Raw genomic sequence first — 22262 nt, 5'->3', positions numbered from 1 at the left:
ACAATAAATAATTTATCTTAAATGCCACTATTTTATAATACTTCCACCCCACTCAACTAATGTAAATCCTCTTCTCATAAAATACACCACCTTAACTTATTTAAAAACTCCTTGTAACTTTATTTACATTACTATTCTACAAAAACTCTAAAACTCCTTTGAAAATTTAACATTGGTTTTACTGTTGAATAAAGGTATGGGGATACTCTCTCCCAACTAATACTTTATCATTAGCAAACCCATATTTGTTCAACTTAATTATGTCTATAGCAAATAGCATAGAATAGTAATTACTTACCCCCCTTGTTTTTCCATCCATAATAATAATTAGTAAAACATGATTTTTTACCATCTCCTCCATCTACAACTAAAAATCTACCCTCTTTAAAAGGAAAAACCAATGTAAGGCAATTCTTTTTCTTAATTTTCCTTATAATAACCCCAATATCAATTATCATAAAAACTACAGTCAAAATAACTGTTTCCAATGGGCTAGTCAAATCACTTAATTTACCAAAGGCCATGTCGTCAGTAGATACAATTCTATATATAATCAATAGGATGCCAATAATTATTGAAAAATCATATACATATCTAATATAAAAATTTGCATATTCCCAACTAGTGTATTTGCTACCAGTAAAATATATTCAATTATTGTATCCTATCTTCTAACAAAAATTTGCTAATGACCTCCAGTGGCAATATTATCTGTAAATATAGGTTTAGCAAAAAAATAACTGTTTACTGGTCCTCATACTATCACCCCACAATTTTTTTGAAAATAGATCATTTGCAAATATAGTAAAAACATAACAAATTCCAAATAAAAAAGTAAAAGCCTTTATGTTATTCTAATATATCTAATAATTTGTTTAGGTATATTATAGATATAAAGGCTTTCAATTCCATCAAACAATAGTAATCATTTTATTAATGACTTTATATGACTTATGTCATGGGAATCACAATATTCCTTTTTTTTGGGCTTCTTTTATTAATTTCTAGCATTTGCTCCCTTTTTTTCAGCACTCATTTTAAATATCTTAAAGTCTTATATAGCTTTATAAATATCTGCAATCTTCCAACTGACTATGCTTATTTCTCTAAAGCTTTTAGATTCAACTTTGGAATCCAGCCTTCTCTACCTTCTTTATCTCTGCACCATACCCATCCATTTAATTCTTTAATTCCCTTTAATGTTTCCCCTGCTTTTATGGTTAACTCTTTAGCAGTATAATTTTCTTTTATAATCCCATACTTACCAGATAAAATTATTAATTGTTCAGGTACCCACCCCTCTTGTGACTTGTCCAGCTTATAACAATACCTCCAATTGTCCCAACCTTCTTTCCCCTCATATTTTTTTCCAACTAATACTCTCTCATCTTTCTCTAAAGTAATTGGATTTGGATAATTACTTTTATGTTCTCTGATTACTACATAATTCATGATTCTCCCTCCTTTGGACGATTTAGTTAATATTTCATTATTTGTAATATCTCTTTTAGATTTTTAATTCTATTCTTATCTTCCTCTACCACATTGAACATAAGTTTTCCTCACTTTTATCTAATAAGCCAAAACATCAAATACTCTACTTATAATCTCATTTTCCGAATCAATGACAATATGATATTGGTTTTTTTGAATTTTCATTTCTGAAAAATCTTTTAATAGCTTATTTAACTCTTCAATATCAGTATAATGATGAGGTACATCCTCTTCTCCTTCTCTTGAACCTACGAAAGTATTTGGTTCTATCTCTTGTCCTACTCCATAGGAATCATCCTCTATTGACAAAATATCAAATAAAAAGTATCCTCCCTGTTTCAAAACCCTCTGAATTTCAGAAATGCTGTTTTGTATCTGTTTCAGACACTGATGATGGAGTACAGATGTACAAATAACTGCATCAAAGCAACTATCTTCAAATGGGAGATGGTTCATATCTGCTCTCATTACAGTAATATTATTTATATATTTCTTTTCTATATATTCCTTTAGCCATTCTAATGCTTGTACATTAGTATCAATTGAAGTTACACTAAAATCATTTTCTGCAAGATAAATGCTATGTTTCCCATAGCTACATCCAATATCTAGCACTTTTCTACATCCTTTTTTATTAAATAATTGAACTGCCTCAAGAAAAAAAGGCGTAAAGCTAATGTTCAATTTATTATATATGTTTTCAACCTGTAATTGGATAATATTCCAATCCATTTATAACACCTCTTTTTTATCATTTAATATATTGAACCATTATCAAGCAGGGATTTTCTTTTCCCCATAACTCTGGAAAACACTCTAATGGTCTAAATCCCATAGAGAAATAGAATTTTCTTGTTCTTGCATAATAAATGTCAGGATGGGATTCATCAAGAGTCTTTACCTGCAAAAATTCATACCCCTTTTCTTTAGCCCAACTTAAAGCACTATTAAATAAAGCTCTACCAACTCCCTGTCTATGGTAATCGGGTAATATCCCCATCACATATATTTCAGCAGTATATTGATTGTTTTCCTTTAATGAAATGAAACCTAAGGGCCTTGATTTATCCATAGCTGCAAAAAAAGGTAGATTAGTACTTCTATTAATATACTCTTCTGTATTTTCAGGTATTCCGAACCAATCAGGCAGTGCTTTTAATATATATGTTCCTTTATAATAAACTTTTGCTTTTTCACCCCCCTCAAACCCGCATAACTTGGTTCCAAATTTAATAAAGTCTTGCTTTTCTCTCTTGATTTTCCCAGTTTATTCCACAAGTTTGAAGCAAAACTATATTAAAATTTGAATAAAGATTTGATAGAAGCAGGGTTAAGGAGTAGGGGAAAGGGATAAGGTTTGTTGGAAAAAAGAAGGATAAAATGATTGAATTATTGGAGAGTTTTCCTCATAATTTCAACCTTTTATCCTTGTTTTATTTCTTAATTTTTACTTTTTATTATTGTCCTTCCTTTCCTTTTTCCTTAATCCTACCTCCTATATTTCTGGAGAAAATAGGGGAGAATTTTGGGAGGAAGCAAATGTTTATTTTAATGGAAACAAGAGATTATTTAAAAGAGCAAGAGTTTATTATATTAGGACACAACATTTCTCTATCAAACACACTACCTCTGTATGAGGAGTTCTAGGGAACATATCCATTAATTTCATTTTTTCTACCTTATATCCCCTATTTATAAATGTTTTTAAGTCTCTAGCTAAAGTTACTGGATTACAAGATACATATATGAATCTTTCAGGATTAAAATCGATTATCTTATTAATAGCTTTGGGATGGATGCCATCTCTTGGAGGATCGATTATTATCAAATCTGGTCTTTCCCTTATTTTATCCACCTCTTTTAATACATCCCCTGCAATGAACTCAACATTTTTAAGATCATTTAACTTGGTGTTTTCTTCTGCCATTTCTACTGCTTCTTCTACTATTTCAATTCCTATAACCTTTTTACAAATGGGAGCAAGTATTTGGGCAATGGTGCCTGTTCCTGAATATAGGTCAAAAACAATATTATTCTTCTCATCTCCAACAAAATCCCTTACTATGGAATATAGTTTTTCGGCACCAAAGGTATTAGTTTGGAAAAATGAAAAGGGAGATATTTTAAATTTTAGACCAAGTATTTCTTCTACAATATATTCCTTACCATAAACAAAATCGATCTTATCAGCTTTTACTATATCGGCTAAACCATCGTTAATAGTATAGAATATGCTTGCAATCTTTCCCTCTAAACCATGAAGATTTAATAATTCCTTAGTAAAATCCTCTAAATCCACTTCTCCTTGGCTCGTAGTTATTAAATTAATCAATATTTCTCCTGTGGATAAGGCTTTTCTAATGACTAAATGTCTTAATACTCCCTTATGGGTCTTTTTATTATAAAAAGCTGTGTTTAATTGCCTAAAATATTCCATAACCCTTCCTCTTATTATAGCAAAATCTTTATCTGCAATATTACATCCATCAGTATCTATAATTTCATAGAATCTTCCTTTTCTATGAAGACCTAATACCAAAGGGCCCCCTTTTACTTCATCTCCAAATGTATATTCCATTTTATTTCTATAGCCTTCTACTCTAGGGCTTTTTTCAATCCCCAAAAAATTTGAAACTTCGATTCCCTCTCTTTTAAACAAATCTAATACCAGTTCCTTCTTTAAATTCAGCTCATCTTCATATAATAAAGTTTGATAAGTACAACCTCCACAATCCTCATCATAAGAACAGGATAAATTCTTTTCTAAGGGGGATCGTTCTAATACTTCTAATAATTTTCCTTCAATATAGTCTTTTCTTCTTCTATTTAAAAGAACCTTAACCTTTTGTCCTTTGATACCTCCTTTAAATATGACTGTTTCACCTTCATGTTCACCTATCGATTTATTCGGAAACATATTGTCTACTATTTCAATTTCAACAATTTTCTTCTTCCTTGCCATGTATATCAACTCCTTCCCAATTATTATACCAATATTTAGATAAAAATAAGACTGAAATATAATCTAAACTGACTCAAAAATTAAAAAGGTCTAATTTAGTTTTACAATTAAGGCATTTTTTAAACAATAATTTAAAAAACATACTTGACAACCAATATGTTATTGCATATAATAAGCCTTAAATATATATTTAGGCTATGAAGAGGGTCAGTAGATTGAAAGATTCTTAAAGGGAGGAAGACCCATCGACTGAAAGGTCTTCTAAGATTATTTCATTCGAACCCACCCTCTAAGCTGCAAGCGATTAAGTTTGTCCGTTGGCCAACGTTACAGGCTTTGAGAGGATTAAGTAGTATTTCTATTTAATCAATTTGGGTGGTACCGCGAATTACCTTCGTCCCATAGGGATGAAGGTTTTTTTATATTTAGAAAGGGGTTTTAAAATTGACTATAAATAAAATTGATATAAATGAAAATGTGGTGCTAAAAAAGGCTACTATGGATAAACATGTACCAGACGACTTTTATTCTACAACTAATCATACTACTTTTATCTATCATAATAACCAATGGATAAAGGTTAAGAACCAGAGAATGGATGCATTGATAGTAGTTGATGAACATGGTGCAGTATGCAAAAAATTAAGAGATATAAAAAGAGGCGATATGGTAGTATGTGGTGATACTGGTGTAAAAGTAATTAACGAAAATGATGATGAACAAACGGAGAATTCCTTTAGCTTTATGAGCAATTATGTTTCATCCGAAAGAAGAAATGACATGCTTATAAAAAATTTAGCATACGATTTGTTCTATAAAAATAGGAAACTGACCATAGTGGCAGGACCTGTTGTAGTTCATACTGGTGGTGATTACTATCTTTCAGAATTAATCCACAAAAACTATGTTGCCAGTTTGTTGACAGGAAATGCCCTTGCAGTCCACGATATAGAAAAAAACCTTTATGGCACTTCCTTGGGAGTATGTGCTAAAACTGGAAAGGTAACGCATAATGGATATAGAAACCATATGCGCGCTATAAACCATATTATGAAATATGGTTCTATCAAAAAAGCTGTTGAAGCTAAGGCCTTACATTCAGGAATTATGTATGAATGCATTAAAAATAATATTCCCTTCGTATTAGCAGGTAGCTTAAGGGATGATGGACCTCTACCAGATACAATAACAGATATAATAAAAGCACAAGACGCCTATAATGAACATTTACAAAGAGCAGAAATAGTTTTGGTACTTGGTACTATGTTGCATGGAATTGCCAGCGGCAATATGTTGCCTGCTAGAACTAAAATGATCTGTGTAGATATTAACTCTGCTGTAGTTACAAAACTAAGTGACAGAGGAAGTAGCCAAGCTATAGGAATAGTAACAGATGTAGGGTTATTCTTAAATCTGTTGGTAACTGAAATAGAAAAATTAAAAAACAACTTGAAAAACAATTTAGGGACTAGAATAGCCACTTAATTGGACAATAATTAAGAGGGGAACCTCCCCTCTTATCATTTTTTAATCATTTGTCCCTTGCAAAATAGATTTTGATCAAACCGCTCCCACCTTTATTCATTCTTACTTATATATACTCAAAACCTATTCTGCATATGAAGAATTTTAAATTTCTTTGTATTCGATTTATGGATAGGTACTAAACTTTGTATAGGTATTATTATAGACAATATGATATTTAGAAAAGACTATAAATAAAAAAATAGCTACTCGTCTATTAATTCCTTATAGGTAATCTATAATCCTTTACCGTCATTAATAAGTGTTTCTGCCTCATTAATGTTTCAATTCCTTATAGGTAATCTATAATCACAAATGCTATGTCAATAGAAATAGTAGATAATGACGAGTTTCAATCCCTTATAGGTAATCTATAATCTTCTAGCCTTTTTGTTCCCGGATTCGCCTGGATTCTGTTTCAATCCCTTATAGGTAATCTATAATCGAATATACTTCGCTTACCTCGTTGTTTTTAGTGCTAGTTTCAATCCCTTATAGGTAATCTATAATCGAAACCTTCCTAATTGATGAAACAGTTTTAGTTTCTTGTTTCAATCCCTTATAGGTAATCTATAATCGTATTAGATATACCTACATGGTTAGGGAATATTTTAGAGTTTCAATCCCTTATAGGTAATCTATAATCCGAGCCTAAACCATTTGCTATGGGATGGACTGTTACGTTTCAATCCCTTATAGGTAATCTATAATCCTGTCACTTGAAGAAGGAATTTTACCTGTTTGGAATAGTTTCAATCCCTTATAGGTAATCTATAATCTCATTTTCAGTTGTTTTCACTACTATGGTTTTCTGAGTTTCAATCCCTTATAGGTAATCTATAATCTTTTCTCTTTTTTCTCCAAGCCCAGTTTGTGTAAAAGGTTTCAATCCCTTATAGGTAATCTATAATCTTACATTTTCATTTTTATATTGATTTACTACTGCTATGTTTCAATCCCTTATAGGTAATCTATAATCAATCAAGGAAAAAAAATCTTTCCTTAGATTCCTTGAGATTTCAATCCCTTATAGGTAATCTATAATCCCATTAAAATGGCTATATATAGCCATTTCTTTTTTGAAACTTCGTATAATGAAATGTTAAAAAATTACAAACGCCTAAAATCAGCGATTTTATATCATTAGCTCTGTCGTCGATCTCCAGGGTTTTTTGCACTACTGGAGGTCGACGACATTATCTGGTTATATATATTGTTACATAAAATAACTTATTTTTCAATTATTTCTCATAATGTTGCAGCAAAATTATGAGAATTATCCAATATAATTATAAAGTGACTCAATCTTAATAACAAGTATATCTAATTTTAAAATGTATTATAATATATTCTCTTCTCCACCTTTCTTAATTCCAAATGTTTCAATAGCTGAGTACTTAGTACTTCTGAATTTATATATAACCACAGAATCTTTATCCGTATCTATTACATTAAGTAGCTCTATTTTAAGCTTCATTAAATTTGCCTCAGTAATATCTCCTTCAAATACTGAGTTTTGAACCCAATATAAATATTTTCTACATGTTTTTAAAGCTTTTGCCACACGTTTCTGCCCAACATCATATACCAATATTACAAACATAATGCATCCCTCACCATTTAGAAACAAAAGGTAAATATTCCTCTTCTCCTATTAAGTGTTTTTCCAGCTTGTACAACTCCATTCTAATCAACCTTCTGTAAGATACATGTCTACCTAACTTTCTATGCATTATTGTGGTAGTTAATCTTTTATCAAACTCTTCTACAAATCGTTTCTTAGCATTTTCTTTAAGCATAATTCCATCTAAATCTTTTTCAAAGTCGTCTTTTTGTATGATTTTTTTATTCAATAATGTAAATATAATCCTATCCACTATAATAGGTTTAAAAATTTCCGCTATATCTAGATTTAAAGTAAATCTTCTAAAATTTGTTGTATGTAAAAAGCCAATACGTGGATCAAGATGGGTTTTGTAAATTTCGGATAATACTAAAGTATATAACATTGAATTACCAAAACTAATCAATGCATTTAAATGATTTTTTGGAGGTCTTTTTGTTCTTTGAACAAACCTAAAATCCTTATTATCAATTACTATATCAAAGGCTTCGTAGTATGTTTCACGTATATTCCCTTCAATCGCCATTATCTCATTAGTTGTTTTACATTCTTTTAACCTATCAATTAGAATATTAATTCTATCATTTATTTGGTCCAGTTCTTTGCCTCTTGCCATATAATACTTTATTATACTCAATATATTCTTACTCGCACCCTCTACAATTCTCAATGCAATGTCTAATCTCTTCCTCTCATCCAAATAATGTTCAGCTTGTTTAAGTATCATATATCCAGAATTCAAATGTTCTCTCGGGTAAAAAGAACCAGTGTAATATCCATAGTAATTAAAGAAATGTAATATAATTTCCTTCTGAGACATGTAATCTAAAAAAGCCTTATTTAAATCTACTTGCCCGAATATAAAAATCTCACTAATATCTTCAATGGGTAATATTTTCCTTCCTAATTCACTCTCAAAAGCCACTGTATTATCTTTTCTCCTTAAAGAACCATCAGTAAAAATATATATGTTCTTTTTCATTTTATCCTCCTTTAAGCCCAACAAAACTCATTGTACCCGCAGTTTGTACAATAGGTATTTTTATAAATAGGTTCTGGTTTATCACTATTAATAATTCTTTTTATGGCCTCCGATACAGCATCTAGTTCTCTTTTTAATGAATCTGTTAATATTATTTCTTCTCTCCTTCTCTCTTTAGGAAACATCAAGTAGCCAGACGCAATAATCCCTCTCTTCTCAAGTTCATACAAGTAATAAGCTAGCTGCATTCTTGCACTTTCTTTAAATTTAGAACTCTTTTTTACTTCTCCTATTACTACTTGTCCATCCTTTCTCTTAATAATGTCTATCTTAATATTTTCCAAAGATATTTCCTTCTTTTCTCTTCTGTATGTGCTTTCTTGGAGAAATCTTCCAATATCTATAAATGGATTCTCTTGATCTGCTTCTATTCCATGTGCCAGCAGCCATACTTCCCGCTTGCATATATAGTAGTACCAAATCATTGTACCAGTAACCCTTATTTCTTCCATTCATTTCACCACCATACAAGTACACATATGTTTGTTAATCTAATAACTTTATAAAACCAAATCCTTGAGAGTTCTTATTGCCTAATCCCGAAGATAAAGCAAGCTCAATCAAACTTTGATCCCCTTGCAAAATAAATTTTCCCGAATATCCTTTTATTAATGTTCCTTTATAGGTTAGAACATGTAGCCTACTATTACCTATTGGTTTAATAGTAAATTCCTTATTAACTGGTTCTTTTTCATAATATGCCATATATTTTTTTATTATATTTTCTGAAATAAGCCTAGTAAACTCCTTATCGTTTGGAGCATAATAACAAGTATATTTTCTCCCTTCTGGTCTATATAAGGTGCTATAAACTGTTACTGGTGATAAGGCAAGTACCATTACTTTATCACCTTTCACCGATTCTTTTTTTATCTCTAAGTTTTTCACCATAAGCCTTTCGCTACTTAAAATGACGTAGTCATCTAACAACAGAGAATTGCTTAATTGTGCCAAAAATTCAATCATCGGAGATGATATATATAAATCAATTTGGTCATTAAATTCAATTTCTTTTGTTTCCTTTAATATTTTATAATTTCCAATAAGAGGAGAAAAACAAAACATCTTAAATTGTCTCTTTCCTAGTTCAAAACCTTTTTCATGTAAAAAGTCTGCCATTTTTTCTTTTAATAATTTATAAATCATACTTTGAACATAGTAATTATATTGCAATGGAAGTCTAATTTTTTGTCCATTTATTGATGAAAATGTTATTTTTAAATACATGTATATTCCTCCATGACTATATTAACCAAGTATCTGTATCTTCAATTTTCCTAATAAAACCTGTACTATCTTTTAAATAATAATATTCCAAAGATTGCTCTGGCTTAATAATCTTTCCTTGTGGATTGGGATTTAAACTAATAGCTCTCATAATTGGTACCGAAATAACATAAGATAAGAAATTTCTCCTAATTTTATTAAAAGCTTCCTTTCTCTTGATAAAATCTTTTTCTTGGACAACCTTTTCAATGTAAATATTCCAATAATCTGTTGCTGTCATACCCTGCTGATCTTCTATATCAAGTTCTATAAATACTTCACACATATCAGGTCTTTGCTTAACTAAGCGAAAATCTGATATATACATTTGATTATTTTCTTTATTTTCACTATGAAACAACATTTTTTTAAAGGCATCTAATAATTTCTTAGATATATCTTTGTTAATGGATTTATATTTTTCTTCAAAATAATTCTCAATCCAATTGTAATAGTCCTTTTCTTCCATAGTACCTGTAACCATTTCCTTTGCAATATTAGTATGTATGTTTCCATATACTAGTGTACAATCACTTATTTTTCCTCTAATTATGGGAGTTATGTGTACAGTTGCTGCTTCTTTTTCACCTTTTCTATTACCCCTTCCTGCAGCTTGTACAATACTGTCTATAGGGGCCAGATCTCTAACAATTTCATCAAAATCTAAATCTACTCCTGCTTCTACTACTTGGGTAGTGACTAAAATAACTGGCTCCTTCTTTTTTAGCAGCTTATCTACTCTATTAATACGTTCTAACCTCTCAAAAGGGGTAATATTAGTTGATAAGTAGAATTTTTCAACACCATCAAAAGTTTCATCTTCTAATATTTTATTGTATATTTTTATGGAAGCATCTATGGTATTAAATAGCAGCATATATGACTTTCTTTCATCATAAATAGACCTAAACCAGCTCATCCATTCATCCATAGAAAAATAGATACCATTTTCATTATTAGGATAATGCCTTACAATTTCTGTGCGATTTAATTTCGTGTAGTATTCTTTAATTTTTTCCTCTGGCATCCATTCTTGTGCCTGATTCTTTGTGAAAATTAACGGTTTAGTAGCAGTTAATAATATAATATAACAGCCAAAATATTCACTAATTCTAGTAAAAACTTCTTCTACTAAAAGCCAATACTCGCCTGGAACATTTTGCACTTCATCAAGGATTATAATACTGCCTACAATTTGGCGGTATTTCTTTAAGTACTGATTTTTAAATCCTATAATTGTATGCAATAGCTGATAAAAAGTTGTCACAATAATTTCCGACTCCCAACTCTCTGTTAAAAGTACAGACTCGTCAATAGGTTTATCTATTCCTCCGTCCTTATATTTAATTTCTGATAAATGGTGATGTTTTAGCAAATAAGCACTTTGAGACATTTTAAAGTCATCTAACTGCATAAGTACGTCCTCATATACTTGATAATTTTGATCTATTATACTTGTATAAGGTAAACTGTATATAATTCTTGGAGTATAATTTTTGTATCTTTTTATTTTTTTTCGCATTTTTAAAGCAACTGATAAGGATGTTAAGGTCTTGCCTGAACCAGTAGGAGAAGTTATGGTATATATTCTTTGGTTTATATCAAAATCATCTATTTTTTCATTGGCTATTTTAAAGAAATCCTTTCTTATATAATCAAGTAAAGTTACTAATTCATCTGTAAAATTGGTATTTACATATTTTTCTACAATATCTTCTGATATCTCTTTTCTTTCAATAAAATTTATATTTGCTGCACTACGCTTGTCTGCATCTACTAATATCGAAAATAGCAACTGTAAAAAAAGGCAACATTTTAATCTAACATTACTTTCTTCATTAATAAATTCATCTTTCAGTCTACTTAAGCTTGTTATTATATCTTCAACATTATTACAAAAGTCTTTTATATCTACTTCATAACCTAATACTTCGGTATAATATGCATTAATTTCATCTTTAATATTTAATATGTTTTTTGACTGCACTTCAACCATTTTTATTTTATCTAACCAATCAGTAGTACTAAAGGTAACTTTTAAAAATTCATCAAAAATATCTTCACTTATTACAACATCCAGTGAACCTAATTCATCGTGATGGAAGAACACTGCAAGATGACCAAGAAGAGAACTATATTTGGCCCAGTCAGAGATTATAGAAGTATTATTTAAAATATTTGCTTTTTCTTTTTCTAATATATAATAGGTCCAAATAGATGAGATATACGAGTGGTAATGATATGGAGGCTGTCTTTTATCTTCTAACAAATACTCCTGAAAATATGATGTATATTTCCCAAAATCATGGCAATACCCAACAATCCTACTAGTATTTTTAAGCCAAAAATCGTCACTTTTATTTGGAAGGGGAGGACAAATGCCACCCCCTTCCGCTACTTCTCTCAAATGCTGTTTAAGTTCCTTCTGGTAAATTATATTGCCAAAATCATCTTTTTTAACATGAGAATAAGTAGTCATCTGATGATACCTCCTGAAGCCATACTATGTTTTTTGTTTGATCTTTTATTTGGATGCTTAATACTGGCACATTAAAAGCTGCATAGATTCCGTTTCCCTCTTGTTCGTATAAATAGGATTTAGACAATGTTAGATATCTCCCACTATCAAACTCAACTGGCATTATCTCTTTTACATACCTTAACCCCGAATCCAACCTTAACTCTAAAGAATTCTTCTTTATACTGTCAATGCTGCATACAGTATCAACTTTGGTTTTTTCCCCACAAGGTATAATTGCTACATCATCTCCATTTACTTCACCAACAAACTTTAGTTTACCCAAACATTCAGATACTCCAAGATAAGGCGGATATACAAATTTTTCATTAATCAATCTATTTTTTATTTCCTTATATTTAGCCTTATCTTTATGAGTAAGATATAGCCTATATTTTAACTTGCTATACTTTTCCTTATTAGAATATTTGCTAACAACTATTTCAAATGGAACTTGGGTAGAACCCTTAACCTTATTTACATCACTTGGGGATATAACATAGATGTAATTTACTGTTTGAATTAGTTTTCGAACTGGCGTTAATATCTCTACTGCATTATAGAAATTTTTGCTAGAAAACATGTCATAATAACTATCCCTTTCTAATCCTAAAATCCCAGCAATTAATCCAGCAATTGCTGTTGGTGGAGGAAAGGCATATGAAAGGGAAGATGAGTTAGTATAGTATTTCCTAAAATGTGCAAATGTTCCTTCTAAATCGCATATGAGTATACTTGATTTGCTCAAAATCAGCACCTCCTACAGAGGCAACTTCTTTAGCTTAGAAGATAATTTGTCCCCCATAATATTTTCTAAAGTTCCACTTCCTAAACCTGTCTTTATCTGTAATTGATCATGATGCCAATAACTTATGCTATTTATCCTATCTATATGTCTTTCCAATACTGTTTTCAATTGTTCTAAATCTAGTATGTATTCAGTAATATTGCGCACATTTACATTTTTAATTCTTGGTATATAATCCCTTAGATCTCCTATTAGAAATTCATTTGAATTGTATTCTATCCTTAGGTATAATCTTGGATATTGTCCAATCTTACTTCTTGTTGCCATAAGAGGAATTGCTTTAATTAAGGCCTCTTCCAATACATTTAAATCATTCTCATTCATTTTTGTATGTTTAGCCCTATTGCCGCTAATTACTCCAGAGAAAGCTATCAAAGAATAGTATAATCTATAATCTTTCCCCATGGTCGTAGCCTTATCTGCTTCTGAACTAAATCTTGATGTAATAGTATTAGACTCAACTAAGATAGCAGGATTTAAAGAGTATCCCCAAGAAAATTGAACAGGTCCTGTAAAGGTTATTGAGCTTCCTTTACTATCAGCACTTTTTATTGGCATAGTAGCACCAAACAGTCTCACGTCAATAAGTTGATTGAGTAACCACCCAATTTGATCATCCGTTAATTTATTTAAGTTCACATTGCCATTAAATTTTTCAAAAATACCCTCTATTCTTTGGGTAGCTGTAACTACCCTCCCCTCTGGTTGAGCAACAAATACCTCAAAACCTCTATCCACAAGATAATCTCTTATATATCTTTTTAAACGAACATCACTTACAAGATTTGTAGATGTTTCATAATCCATACGAGGCTTATTTTCATCATCTGCGTCCCCATTTGGGTTGGTAAGTTTAGCGTCATAAATGAATAAAAGATCACTATTATTCAACATCAAATTCCTCCCCCTTATCCTCTTTTTTATCTATTGGTCTACTTCCAATAGCATATCCTGATAGTATATAAAAAACATTTTCCTGATTGCTTAATTTCCAGTTCTTAATATTTTTATCAAGTAATATTTTGTGATCACTATAAATATTTTGTATAAAATATTTGCTACTTCCATCTGTTATTAGCTTATATTGCTTTAACTTTTCAAATATTTCATTGCTTAATTTTTGTATTTTACTCAAGCTCATCCCTTGATAATTAATTTTTTCTAAAATAGGTTTTGAGGTAAGTTTATTTCTTTCCTGCGTCCTTCCAACTTCATATATTAATTTACCAAGCAGCACAAGAGAGGTTTGCTGTTCATTATAGCTCAGCTCCTTTATAAATTTTTTTAAATTTTCACTTACAATTAAATTATTCGTTTCCATACCCTCACCTCCTGGAATTACAGATAATTTTCCTAAATAGTGTACTAGAAGCATCCCTTTTAAAATCCCATATATCATTGCAGTATCTTTATTTGTTGGTTTAGAAAGCTGGTAAGAATCGGTTTTTTCATAGTAATAGGCTTTGGCTAGTTGATTTAGTTTTTCTATTACAACATTCTTATCTATCTTTTTCCTAGTTAATATAGCATCATATAAAGTTAATATCCTTTTATGTTCTGTAACAAATCTTTCATCCTGATGAATAGGGAATAGATGAAATATTTGTTCAAATGTTATCAGCCATCTATCATTACTATTTGGCCAGTTAAACCATCTTCTACCAAACTCATTTTGTTCAAATATCGCTAAATTGATCTCATATATTCTACCAGGAGTTACATCTTTTATAAGTTGAAGCACTCTAAATTCTTGCTGTTGCTTCATATAAAATAGAAAATGGAATATAAATTGATTGGCATAATCTTCTTTTCTCAATCTGATTATTGCTTCCCTTTCAATATTCGTGGCATCTTCAAAGTGTATAATAGTATTTGCATTTCTAAGCGCATTATCAAAGCTTTTTACTTCAACACTTAAATTATCACTAAACAAAAGTTCTGGAATTAGAAGAAATCTTAGTTTTCCGATGGAAGCCCTTAACTTTCTAATAGTATAAATCTCACCCAAAATTAATTCCTTGTGGCATTGTTGGCATAATCTTAAATTTTTATCAAAATTCCTTAAATCACTAGCAAAGTTTTTCTTTTGAGTTATATAGTAGGTTAATTTAAGTTTACCTGTGTCAGAAGAAACTTTAGTTTTTGATCCACAAACAGAGCACGTTCCCTCTTTGGCCTTTTCAAAATGGGCTTCTTTAAGCTGCCAAGCCAGCTTTTTATATTCTTCTTTTTGCTGAATAATTTCTCCATTAATTGTTAAAGCCCACAATTTTAAGTTCGTTAACTTAACTTCATATTCTTTCGATATATAACCTAATAGTGCTTTTGCCACAGCTGATACTGTTTTTTTAATGTCCCTCTTTGAATCATCATAATATTTTTTCATCTCATTAAGATTTAAAAATTTTTCCACATTCAGAACACGCCTATAGCGTTCTTTAGTTTTGTCTTGTTCTCCATAATCAAAGTAAAATATATCTAAAGCTTGTCTTAAAAGGTTTTTTACATCTCCTTCTTCTATTATCCTTAATAAAGACGGTATAGACTGCGAAATAATGTAGTCTGGTTTATTTCCTGTTAACATCCATTGAGGTGAAGCTGGCCCATCAGCAGTTCCAATATAATAATAATCTCTCATTGTGTTTTCCTGTATTGGCTTAATATCAATATTAATGGAATTATTATCTATGTCTAAATTCAATATTATAATTCTATCTTCTTCCTCGTAGTTTATTGTTTCAACTAGTATATTCGATTGTTCTTCAATGTTTAACTTGGCCAGTGGCTCTCCGATTTTCTTTATTGCCTCTATCATAATCTCACCTCCTCTTTATTATTAGTTTAGTAATTCTTCTATACATGTTATATATAGAGAATTTTCTAGAATACTTATCAATGATTTTTCTTGATTTTCCCGATTTTTTATTTATTATTAATTTATACCAGATATTATTTGAAAAGTTAGGATACCTATAAGGACTTAAAACTTACTTTTATTAGTTCACTAGAAATTTAGAATTTAGATTACCTATAAGAAATCATCCTGAGAGCATTTGAAACCCTGGACATATTATTAACCTCCAAATTTGTATAATTTGCTATTAATATGATATTTCTACATTTAATAACAATCTCCTTCTTTTTCCCAAAATTTATAATCCATGTTAAATTAATTTGTTTTTTTTATTTACTTTAACTTCCACTTAATATAAACTATATTTATGTACATAATATTTAAAGCGGTGAGGTGATATTTTGAATAGTTTTAATGAAAAGCTAGATAAATACGCAAGGCTTTGTGTAGAGGTAGGCATTAATGTTCAAAAAGGTCAACCTTTAGTCATTAACGCTCCAGTGGAAGGAGTTGAATTTGTAAGGCTGGTAGCAAAGCGTGCTTACGAGCTTGGGGCAAAACAGGTCCATGTTAATTGGAATGATGGAGTATTGACCAGATTAAAATATGAAAACGCTCCCATGGAAGTATTTGAAAAATTCCCTAAATGGTATGCTGACGGTTTAGAAGAATTTGCTGAAGATGGAGCAGGATTTCTCTCCATCTATTCTGAAGACCCAGAACTGCTTAAGGGAGTAGACCCTAAAAAGATCGCTGCCCATAACAAATCCTCATCAATGGCATTAAAAGAATATAGAAAGTACATTATGAATGATATTAATGCTTGGTGTGTGGTATCTATTCCAACTAAAGACTGGGCAAAAAGGGTTTTCCCTAATGTTTCAGAGGAAGAAGCTATGGAAAAGCTCTGGGATGCAATATTTAAAGCTACAAGAATGGATTTAGATGATCCTGTTAAAGCTTGGCAAGAACATCTTGATAATCTTGAAAAGAGGGTTAAATATTTAAATGAAATGAAATTCAAAAAACTATATTATAAATCCTCTAATGGTACTGACTTAGAAGTAGAACTGCCCGAAGGCCATATATGGGGCGGCGGCGGTGGGAAAAATTCCAAAGGAGTTTACTTTGTTGCCAATATGCCTACAGAAGAAGTATTTACCATGCCATTAAAAACTGGAGTTAACGGAGTAGTTTATAGCACAAAACCATTAAATTATGGTGGCAATCTAATCGACAATTTCAAGTTGACCTTCAAGGATGGAAAAGTAATAGAGTTTGAAGCGGAAAAAGGCTATGAAGTATTAAAGGATCTATTGGATTTAGACGAAGGAGCTAAACATTTGGGAGAAGTAGCCTTAGTCCCTTACAATTCTCCAATATCTCAAGCAAATATTATATTTTTGAATACTCTATTTGATGAAAATGCTTCCTGCCATTTTGCTTTAGGTAAAGCTTATCCAACCAATATCGAGGGTGGAGAAAATATGACTGAAGAAGAATTGGAAAAAGCAGGGGTAAACGATTCATTAACACATGTAGATTTTATGGTAGGTTCAAAGGATTTATCCATCATAGGTGAAACTAGTGATGGTAAAAAAATTCAGATATTTGAAAATGGAAACTGGGCTATTTAAATATAATAGGAGGGAAATCCCTCCTATTTTCAATTAAAAGCATTCGTCCTTTTTAGAGCTGTATATAGTACCACTGAGGTTATAGCACCCAATAACCCCTGCATGATATTCCCTGGGAGAGTTGCTATAGCTCCTTTACCGTATAAGAATATTTCCGGTACAAAATATCCAAATGCCATAAATATCCCAGCCACTGACGTAGCAATTATAGGTTTTCTCTTTCCTATCTCCCTTTCCAATAGGCCACCTGCTATATAACCTTCCAATCCCTTTACTATTAACGTAATAAGGGCATAATGAGAATATCCTAGAAGTAAATCTGCTAATGCTGAACCAAGTCCACCTACAATAAAACCTCCTTTTTTCCCTAAGACGAAAGCTGCTAAAAATACAACCATATCCCCTAAATTTAAATATCCATTAGTTCCAATGGTAGGAATGTGTATAACCATGGTCATCACTACAGTTAACGCCATAAGCACGGAATATCTTATCAATAATTTTAGATTATCCTTCATTATAATCCCCCTTAGCCTCTATATTTTGTATGGATACAGTTTTGCAGATTGTTCTTGATTGTATCTACTTATATAATAACACCTTGGTTACACTTATGCAATAGATTAAAAATATCCAGGCAGGATAAAATATTAAACTTACCTGCCTGGATACTTTTTCTCTATTTAATATTAATATATTCCTTTATCATTCATAAATTCCTTATATTCCATATCAGTTTTTAATATGTGATTTTCGATCCAATTTGCAATAAATATAATTAAATCCATTCCTATTGTCCTCTGCTTTTCATCTATGTCCTTTTCATCTATAGATTTAACCTTCTGTATGAACGAGTCGTGTTGCCTTTTATGGTTTTGTAATTTAGGATAACCATTTTCCTCCATCATTTTCTCTTCAAAATCAAAGTGGTATTTAGCATAATCCATTAATCTATGTAAAATTTCAACTACTTCATCGTATCTGTCTACCCCATCCTTAATTGATATGATTTCATAAAGGGAATTGCCTATTTTAAATAATTCTTGGTGCTGCCTATCTATTGCTTCAATATTTACGCTAAACTCATCCTTCCATTTAAACATATGGTCACCTCCTATAAATCTAATAAGTACTAATAAATAAATTTTATCACACTTTTACCAAAAAATTAATATAAAATAAAAAACCTAGCTTAGCTAGGTTTTTTAATCTTCAAATTCCTTTCTATGTCTTAATCCAACTAATTCTTCTACATCCAGTGTAAATACTATACCTGTTCCAGGTTTCTTTAACTCTCCGGCTTCTACTATAGCAGTAAATATCGGTTTATATACTTGTTTACTAGCCAATATGATAATAATTTCTTTAGACGACTCTATATGAATGTTCAAAAACCTTTTTGCTTCAGTCTCCCCAGTACCTCTTCCATACAGAATGGTAGCACCTTTAGCGCCTGCTTTCTTCGCCTTATCTACTATCCTTTCCGCTCTACCTCTCTCTACAATAGCAACAATACATTTGACGTCATCCACAAATATCCCTCCCTATATCCTAGTCAATATACCTAGCGTTAATACGGATATTATCGCACCCAAAGATGTTAGCCCAACTATTCCAAAACCAGATAGGAGTGGATCTGCGCCTTTAATAACTTTAGCTAATCCGATTGCTAGGGCCATGTTTAATGGGATGTTCACCGGTCCTGTAGTAGCACTAGCAGAGTCCATTGCAATAGATACATATTGCTCTGGAGCAAAGAAAGAAAGCAGTATAACTAGTAGAAGTAAAGGAATAGCTACCTTTAAGTAAGGTATTCCATTTAAAATCCTAAGCAATCCTATTGCCATACCAGAGCCAAACCCAATTGCAACAGCATGTATTAATATTTTGTTTGGAATAGCACCTATAGATATTTCTTCAACTTCTAAAGCCAATGCTTTCAAAGCAGGCTCTACTAAAGTTCCAAAACATCCTATAACGAATCCAATAATAATTATTAGCCATTTTCTTTCTAAAACTACTAAGTTGCTACCTACAGAATCCCCTATTGGGAATAAGCTCATAGAAACACCTTGTAAGAAAAAATGTAATCCTAAGACACTTAGTATAAACCCTATAACAAATTCTTTTACGTTTTCTATTGGCTTTCTTATCACCACCAATTGAATGAAAACCAAGAAAGCTGTTAAGGGGAAAATACTTCTAAAAGTTTCCCAAAACGCATTTAATGCTTCAAATCCTTTCATGTTTTTTCCTCCTATGTTATATGATAACAACAACATTATACTATAATTCTAGGTTTTTTCAAACCTCTTAAGGCCATACTTATATTATCAGCAATTCTGGGACAAATAATAGTTTGACTCTCTAATTTTTAGGGTAACTATAGTTGAAGCCTATTTTGGCGATTTTTTAAGGAGGTGTGCTATGGAAAAATATGTTCCAGAAATAAAATCTCAATTAAGGTCCAGAATAATAGAAGTACCCCAAGCCATATATAAGGCTACTGGCATAAAGATATTAGGTACTCGAATCAAATCCTTATTATTCTCCACAGATGTAGCAATTATTAAAAATACTAATGCAAATTCCATTATTGCTGTTTATCCTTTTACTCCACAGCTCTCCATTACTCAAGCTATATTAGAAGTAGCACCTGTCCCCGTATTCGTTGGAGTAGGAGGAGGCTTAACTACAGGTAAAAGGTCTGTTGACATAGCTTTGCATGCAGAACTATTGGGAGCATATGGAGTAGTAGTAAATGCACCTACAGCTCCTGAGGTCATTAGTAAGATGTATAACAGAATTGACATTCCAATTATTGCTACTGTAGTTACTGAAAATGACGATTATAAAGCTAAATTAGATGCGGGCGCCCGAATTCTAAATGTTTCTGGTGGAGCTAATACACCTAATATAGTAAGGAAAATCCGTGAAGAATACGGAAAGGAATTGCCCATAATCGCCACTGGAGGCCCTACGGAAGAAAGCATACTTAAAACAATAGATGCGGGAGCTAATTCCATTACTTATACTCCACCATGTTCTGCAGATATATTTGCAGAAGTTATGCAAAGGTATAGAGAAGCCCACAAATAATAAAGCCCAAAATACAGGGCTTTATTATTTGTCCAGTAGAGTTTTTGATTTAACCTTAACTTTTTCCTCTACATATTTAGTTTCAAAGAATTCCTTTATTAGCTTCAAAACAATTCCGCTTAACCCAGCTAATCCTATTAAGTTTGGTATTGCCATCAAACCATTTAACGTATCAGCTAAGTGCCATAAAGCTTCTAATCCTCCTATTGCTCCTATAACTACAAAAGGTATATAAACAATTCTGTAGATCATTATGGATTTAGGTCCCACCAGATATTCTAAACATCTCTCTCCATAATATTCCCAACCGAGTATTGTTGAAAAAGCAAACAATGTTAAGCCTATAGTAACTATATATCTGCCACCAGGAATGGATGCATCAAAAGCTGAAGCTGTAAGCTCTGGACCAGACATTCCTGTAGTCCATAATCCAGTCATAACGATTGGAAGGGCAGTTATTGTACACATAACTATAGTATCTACAAAAACTTCGAATATTCCCCATAACCCTTGACGTACTGGATGATCTGTTGTTGCTGCAGCGTGGGCTATTGGAGCACTACCAAGACCAGCCTCATTAGTAAACACTCCCCTAGCAACTCCATATCTTATAGCTCTAGCAACAGTGGCACCTGTAAACCCACCTACTGCAGCCGTTCCTGTAAAGGCATTCTTAAATATTACTTTAAAAGCCGTGGGAACACTAGAAATATTCGCAAATATTATAAACAACCCACCTATTATATAAATTGCAGCCATAAAGGGAACTAACTTTTCAGTAAAAGCTCCTATTCTCTTAATTCCTCCAATAATAACTAGTCCCGTTAAAACTGCCAATGCAATTCCTGTAATCCATGGGTTTACATTAAAGGATGTATTTAAAGCAATTGCTACCGAATTAGATTGAACCATATTGCCAATACCAAAAGCCGCTAAAGAACCAAATAATGCAAAAAGAACTGCAAGCCACTTCCAGCCTAGTCCCTCTTCGATATATAACATTGGGCCGCCTATAAAACGTCCATCTTCTGTTTTCCTCCTATATTTTACAGCTAATACTACCTCTGCAAACTTGGTTGTCATTCCAAATAGGGCAGCTAACCACATCCAGAACACAGCTCCAGGCCCTCCTGAAGCAATGGCTGTGGCAACACCAGCAATATTGCCGGTACCTACTGTTGCTGCCAAAGCTGTAGATACTGCCTGAAATGCGGTTACTTCGCCTTCCCCTTTATCTTCTTTGGAAAACATTTTCAACAAGGTGCTTCTAAGCACATATCCTAGTTTTGTAATTGAAAAAAATTTAGTCCTAATAGTAAAATAAATTCCCACACCTACTAACAAAAATAACATAGGTGGACCCCAAACAAAATCATTAACCACGGTATTAATTCTCATAAAAAAATCCATATTTATACCCCCTATTTTTTATTA

21 protein-coding genes, 1 CRISPR repeat array and 1 other annotated feature are annotated in these 22262 nt (G+C 31.6%); of the genes, 3 read left to right on the top strand and 18 right to left on the bottom strand.

The window, feature by feature from the left end; genetic code table 11:
• Positions 1 to 290: 290 nt before the first annotated feature.
• From BLV68_RS06930 to rlmD, 5 genes are all read right to left on the bottom strand, one after another.
• Positions 291 to 557 (bottom strand): hypothetical protein, encoded by a 267-nt coding sequence (locus tag BLV68_RS06930; RefSeq protein ID WP_093752218.1) that lies wholly within the window; start codon positions 555 to 557, stop codon positions 291 to 293.
• 541 nt (positions 558 to 1098) lie between these two features.
• Complete coding sequence (locus BLV68_RS06925; RefSeq protein ID WP_093752215.1) at positions 1099 to 1452, bottom strand: SH3 domain-containing protein; 354 nt, start codon at positions 1450 to 1452, stop codon at positions 1099 to 1101.
• 120 nt (positions 1453 to 1572) lie between these two features.
• Positions 1573 to 2226: a class I SAM-dependent methyltransferase gene (locus BLV68_RS06920; RefSeq protein ID WP_093752213.1), complete on the bottom strand. Its 654-nt coding sequence runs from the start codon at positions 2224 to 2226 to the stop codon at positions 1573 to 1575.
• 19 nt (positions 2227 to 2245) lie between these two features.
• Positions 2246 to 2626 carry a GNAT family N-acetyltransferase gene (locus BLV68_RS15960; RefSeq protein ID WP_268807621.1) on the bottom strand — a complete coding sequence of 127 codons (381 nt, stop codon included), beginning with the start codon at positions 2624 to 2626 and terminating at the stop codon, positions 2246 to 2248.
• A 456-nt stretch (positions 2627 to 3082) separates the two neighbouring features.
• Positions 3083 to 4456, bottom strand: a complete 1374-nt coding sequence (gene rlmD / locus BLV68_RS06910; RefSeq protein ID WP_093752209.1) for a 23S rRNA (uracil(1939)-C(5))-methyltransferase RlmD — start codon at positions 4454 to 4456, stop codon at positions 3083 to 3085.
• A gap of 188 nt (positions 4457 to 4644) precedes the next feature.
• Positions 4645 to 4861, top strand: a binding site (T-box leader).
• 39 nt (positions 4862 to 4900) lie between these two features.
• Between rlmD and BLV68_RS06905 the strand changes: the two genes are divergently transcribed.
• On the top strand, positions 4901 to 5941 hold the full coding sequence (locus tag BLV68_RS06905; RefSeq protein ID WP_093752207.1) for an ornithine cyclodeaminase, nickel-pincer nucleotide-dependent: 1041 nt from the start codon (positions 4901 to 4903) through the stop codon (positions 5939 to 5941).
• A gap of 253 nt (positions 5942 to 6194) precedes the next feature.
• Positions 6195 to 7026: a CRISPR direct-repeat array (repeat unit 30 nt; unit sequence GTTTCAATCCCTTATAGGTAATCTATAATC).
• Positions 7027 to 7319: 293 nt separating this feature from the next.
• Here BLV68_RS06905 and cas2 read toward each other — a convergent pair.
• Genes cas2 through BLV68_RS06865 form a run of 8 tightly spaced genes read right to left on the bottom strand, consistent with a single transcriptional unit; the run spans position 7320 to position 16053 of the window.
• A complete protein-coding gene (gene cas2 / locus BLV68_RS06900) occupies positions 7320 to 7583 on the bottom strand; it encodes a CRISPR-associated endonuclease Cas2 (protein ID WP_093752445.1) in 264 nt (87 codons plus the stop codon).
• A 10-nt stretch (positions 7584 to 7593) separates the two neighbouring features.
• On the bottom strand, positions 7594 to 8586 hold the full coding sequence (gene cas1b / locus BLV68_RS06895) for a type I-B CRISPR-associated endonuclease Cas1b (protein ID WP_093752205.1): 993 nt from the start codon (positions 8584 to 8586) through the stop codon (positions 7594 to 7596).
• 11 nt (positions 8587 to 8597) lie between these two features.
• Entirely contained in the window at positions 8598 to 9098 is a 501-nt protein-coding gene (cas4, locus tag BLV68_RS06890) for a CRISPR-associated protein Cas4 (protein WP_093752203.1), read from the bottom strand.
• A gap of 34 nt (positions 9099 to 9132) precedes the next feature.
• Positions 9133 to 9873: a CRISPR-associated endoribonuclease Cas6 gene (gene cas6, locus BLV68_RS06885; protein WP_093752201.1), complete on the bottom strand. Its 741-nt coding sequence runs from the start codon at positions 9871 to 9873 to the stop codon at positions 9133 to 9135.
• Positions 9874 to 9889: 16 nt separating this feature from the next.
• The gene (locus BLV68_RS06880; protein WP_093752199.1) at positions 9890 to 12391 is read right to left on the bottom strand and encodes a CRISPR-associated helicase/endonuclease Cas3; all 2502 of its coding nucleotides are present in this window, start codon (positions 12389 to 12391) and stop codon (positions 9890 to 9892) included.
• Positions 12369 to 13178, bottom strand: coding sequence for a type I-B CRISPR-associated protein Cas5b (gene cas5b / locus BLV68_RS06875; RefSeq protein WP_159428642.1), 810 nt, complete (start codon positions 13176 to 13178; stop codon positions 12369 to 12371). The genes BLV68_RS06880 and cas5b overlap by 23 nt, the downstream gene beginning before the upstream one ends.
• Before the next feature lie 12 nt (positions 13179 to 13190).
• Positions 13191 to 14132 (bottom strand): type I-B CRISPR-associated protein Cas7/Csh2, encoded by a 942-nt coding sequence (cas7b, locus tag BLV68_RS06870; RefSeq protein WP_200773688.1) that lies wholly within the window; start codon positions 14130 to 14132, stop codon positions 13191 to 13193.
• Positions 14122 to 16053, bottom strand: a complete 1932-nt coding sequence (locus BLV68_RS06865) for a TIGR02556 family CRISPR-associated protein (RefSeq protein ID WP_093752195.1) — start codon at positions 16051 to 16053, stop codon at positions 14122 to 14124. The genes cas7b and BLV68_RS06865 overlap by 11 nt, the downstream gene beginning before the upstream one ends.
• Positions 16054 to 16493: 440 nt before the next feature.
• Between BLV68_RS06865 and BLV68_RS06860 the strand changes: the two genes are divergently transcribed.
• Positions 16494 to 17729 carry an aminopeptidase gene (locus tag BLV68_RS06860; RefSeq protein ID WP_093752193.1) on the top strand — a complete coding sequence of 412 codons (1236 nt, stop codon included), beginning with the start codon at positions 16494 to 16496 and terminating at the stop codon, positions 17727 to 17729.
• A gap of 29 nt (positions 17730 to 17758) precedes the next feature.
• On the opposite strand, the gene BLV68_RS06855 is transcribed toward BLV68_RS06860, so the two are convergent.
• The 4 genes from BLV68_RS06855 to BLV68_RS06840 all read right to left on the bottom strand — a co-directional run bounded on the left by BLV68_RS06855 (position 17759) and on the right by BLV68_RS06840 (position 19975).
• Entirely contained in the window at positions 17759 to 18247 is a 489-nt protein-coding gene (locus tag BLV68_RS06855; RefSeq protein ID WP_093752191.1) for an ECF transporter S component, read from the bottom strand.
• Positions 18248 to 18418: 171 nt separating this feature from the next.
• Entirely contained in the window at positions 18419 to 18832 is a 414-nt protein-coding gene (locus BLV68_RS06850) for a bacteriohemerythrin (protein WP_093752189.1), read from the bottom strand.
• A gap of 102 nt (positions 18833 to 18934) precedes the next feature.
• Positions 18935 to 19261, bottom strand: a complete 327-nt coding sequence (locus BLV68_RS06845; RefSeq protein ID WP_093752187.1) for a P-II family nitrogen regulator — start codon at positions 19259 to 19261, stop codon at positions 18935 to 18937.
• Between the two features lie 12 nt (positions 19262 to 19273).
• Positions 19274 to 19975, bottom strand: coding sequence for a DUF1538 domain-containing protein (locus tag BLV68_RS06840; protein WP_093752185.1), 702 nt, complete (start codon positions 19973 to 19975; stop codon positions 19274 to 19276).
• A 181-nt stretch (positions 19976 to 20156) separates the two neighbouring features.
• Here BLV68_RS06840 and BLV68_RS06835 point away from each other — a divergent pair, with 181 nt between their 5' ends.
• Positions 20157 to 20828, top strand: coding sequence for a hydrolase (locus BLV68_RS06835; protein WP_093752183.1), 672 nt, complete (start codon positions 20157 to 20159; stop codon positions 20826 to 20828).
• 24 nt (positions 20829 to 20852) lie between these two features.
• Here the strand turns inward: BLV68_RS06835 and BLV68_RS06830 are convergent, their stop codons facing one another.
• Positions 20853 to 22238: an alanine/glycine:cation symporter family protein gene (locus tag BLV68_RS06830; RefSeq protein WP_093752181.1), complete on the bottom strand. Its 1386-nt coding sequence runs from the start codon at positions 22236 to 22238 to the stop codon at positions 20853 to 20855.
• Positions 22239 to 22262: the final 24 nt, after the last annotated feature.

This window comes from Tepidimicrobium xylanilyticum (assembly GCF_900106765.1).
GTDB lineage: Bacteria > Bacillota > Clostridia > Tissierellales > Tepidimicrobiaceae > Tepidimicrobium > Tepidimicrobium xylanilyticum.
Note: the sequence above shows the minus strand (reverse complement) of the source record. Positions and strands in the feature narration are given on the sequence as shown.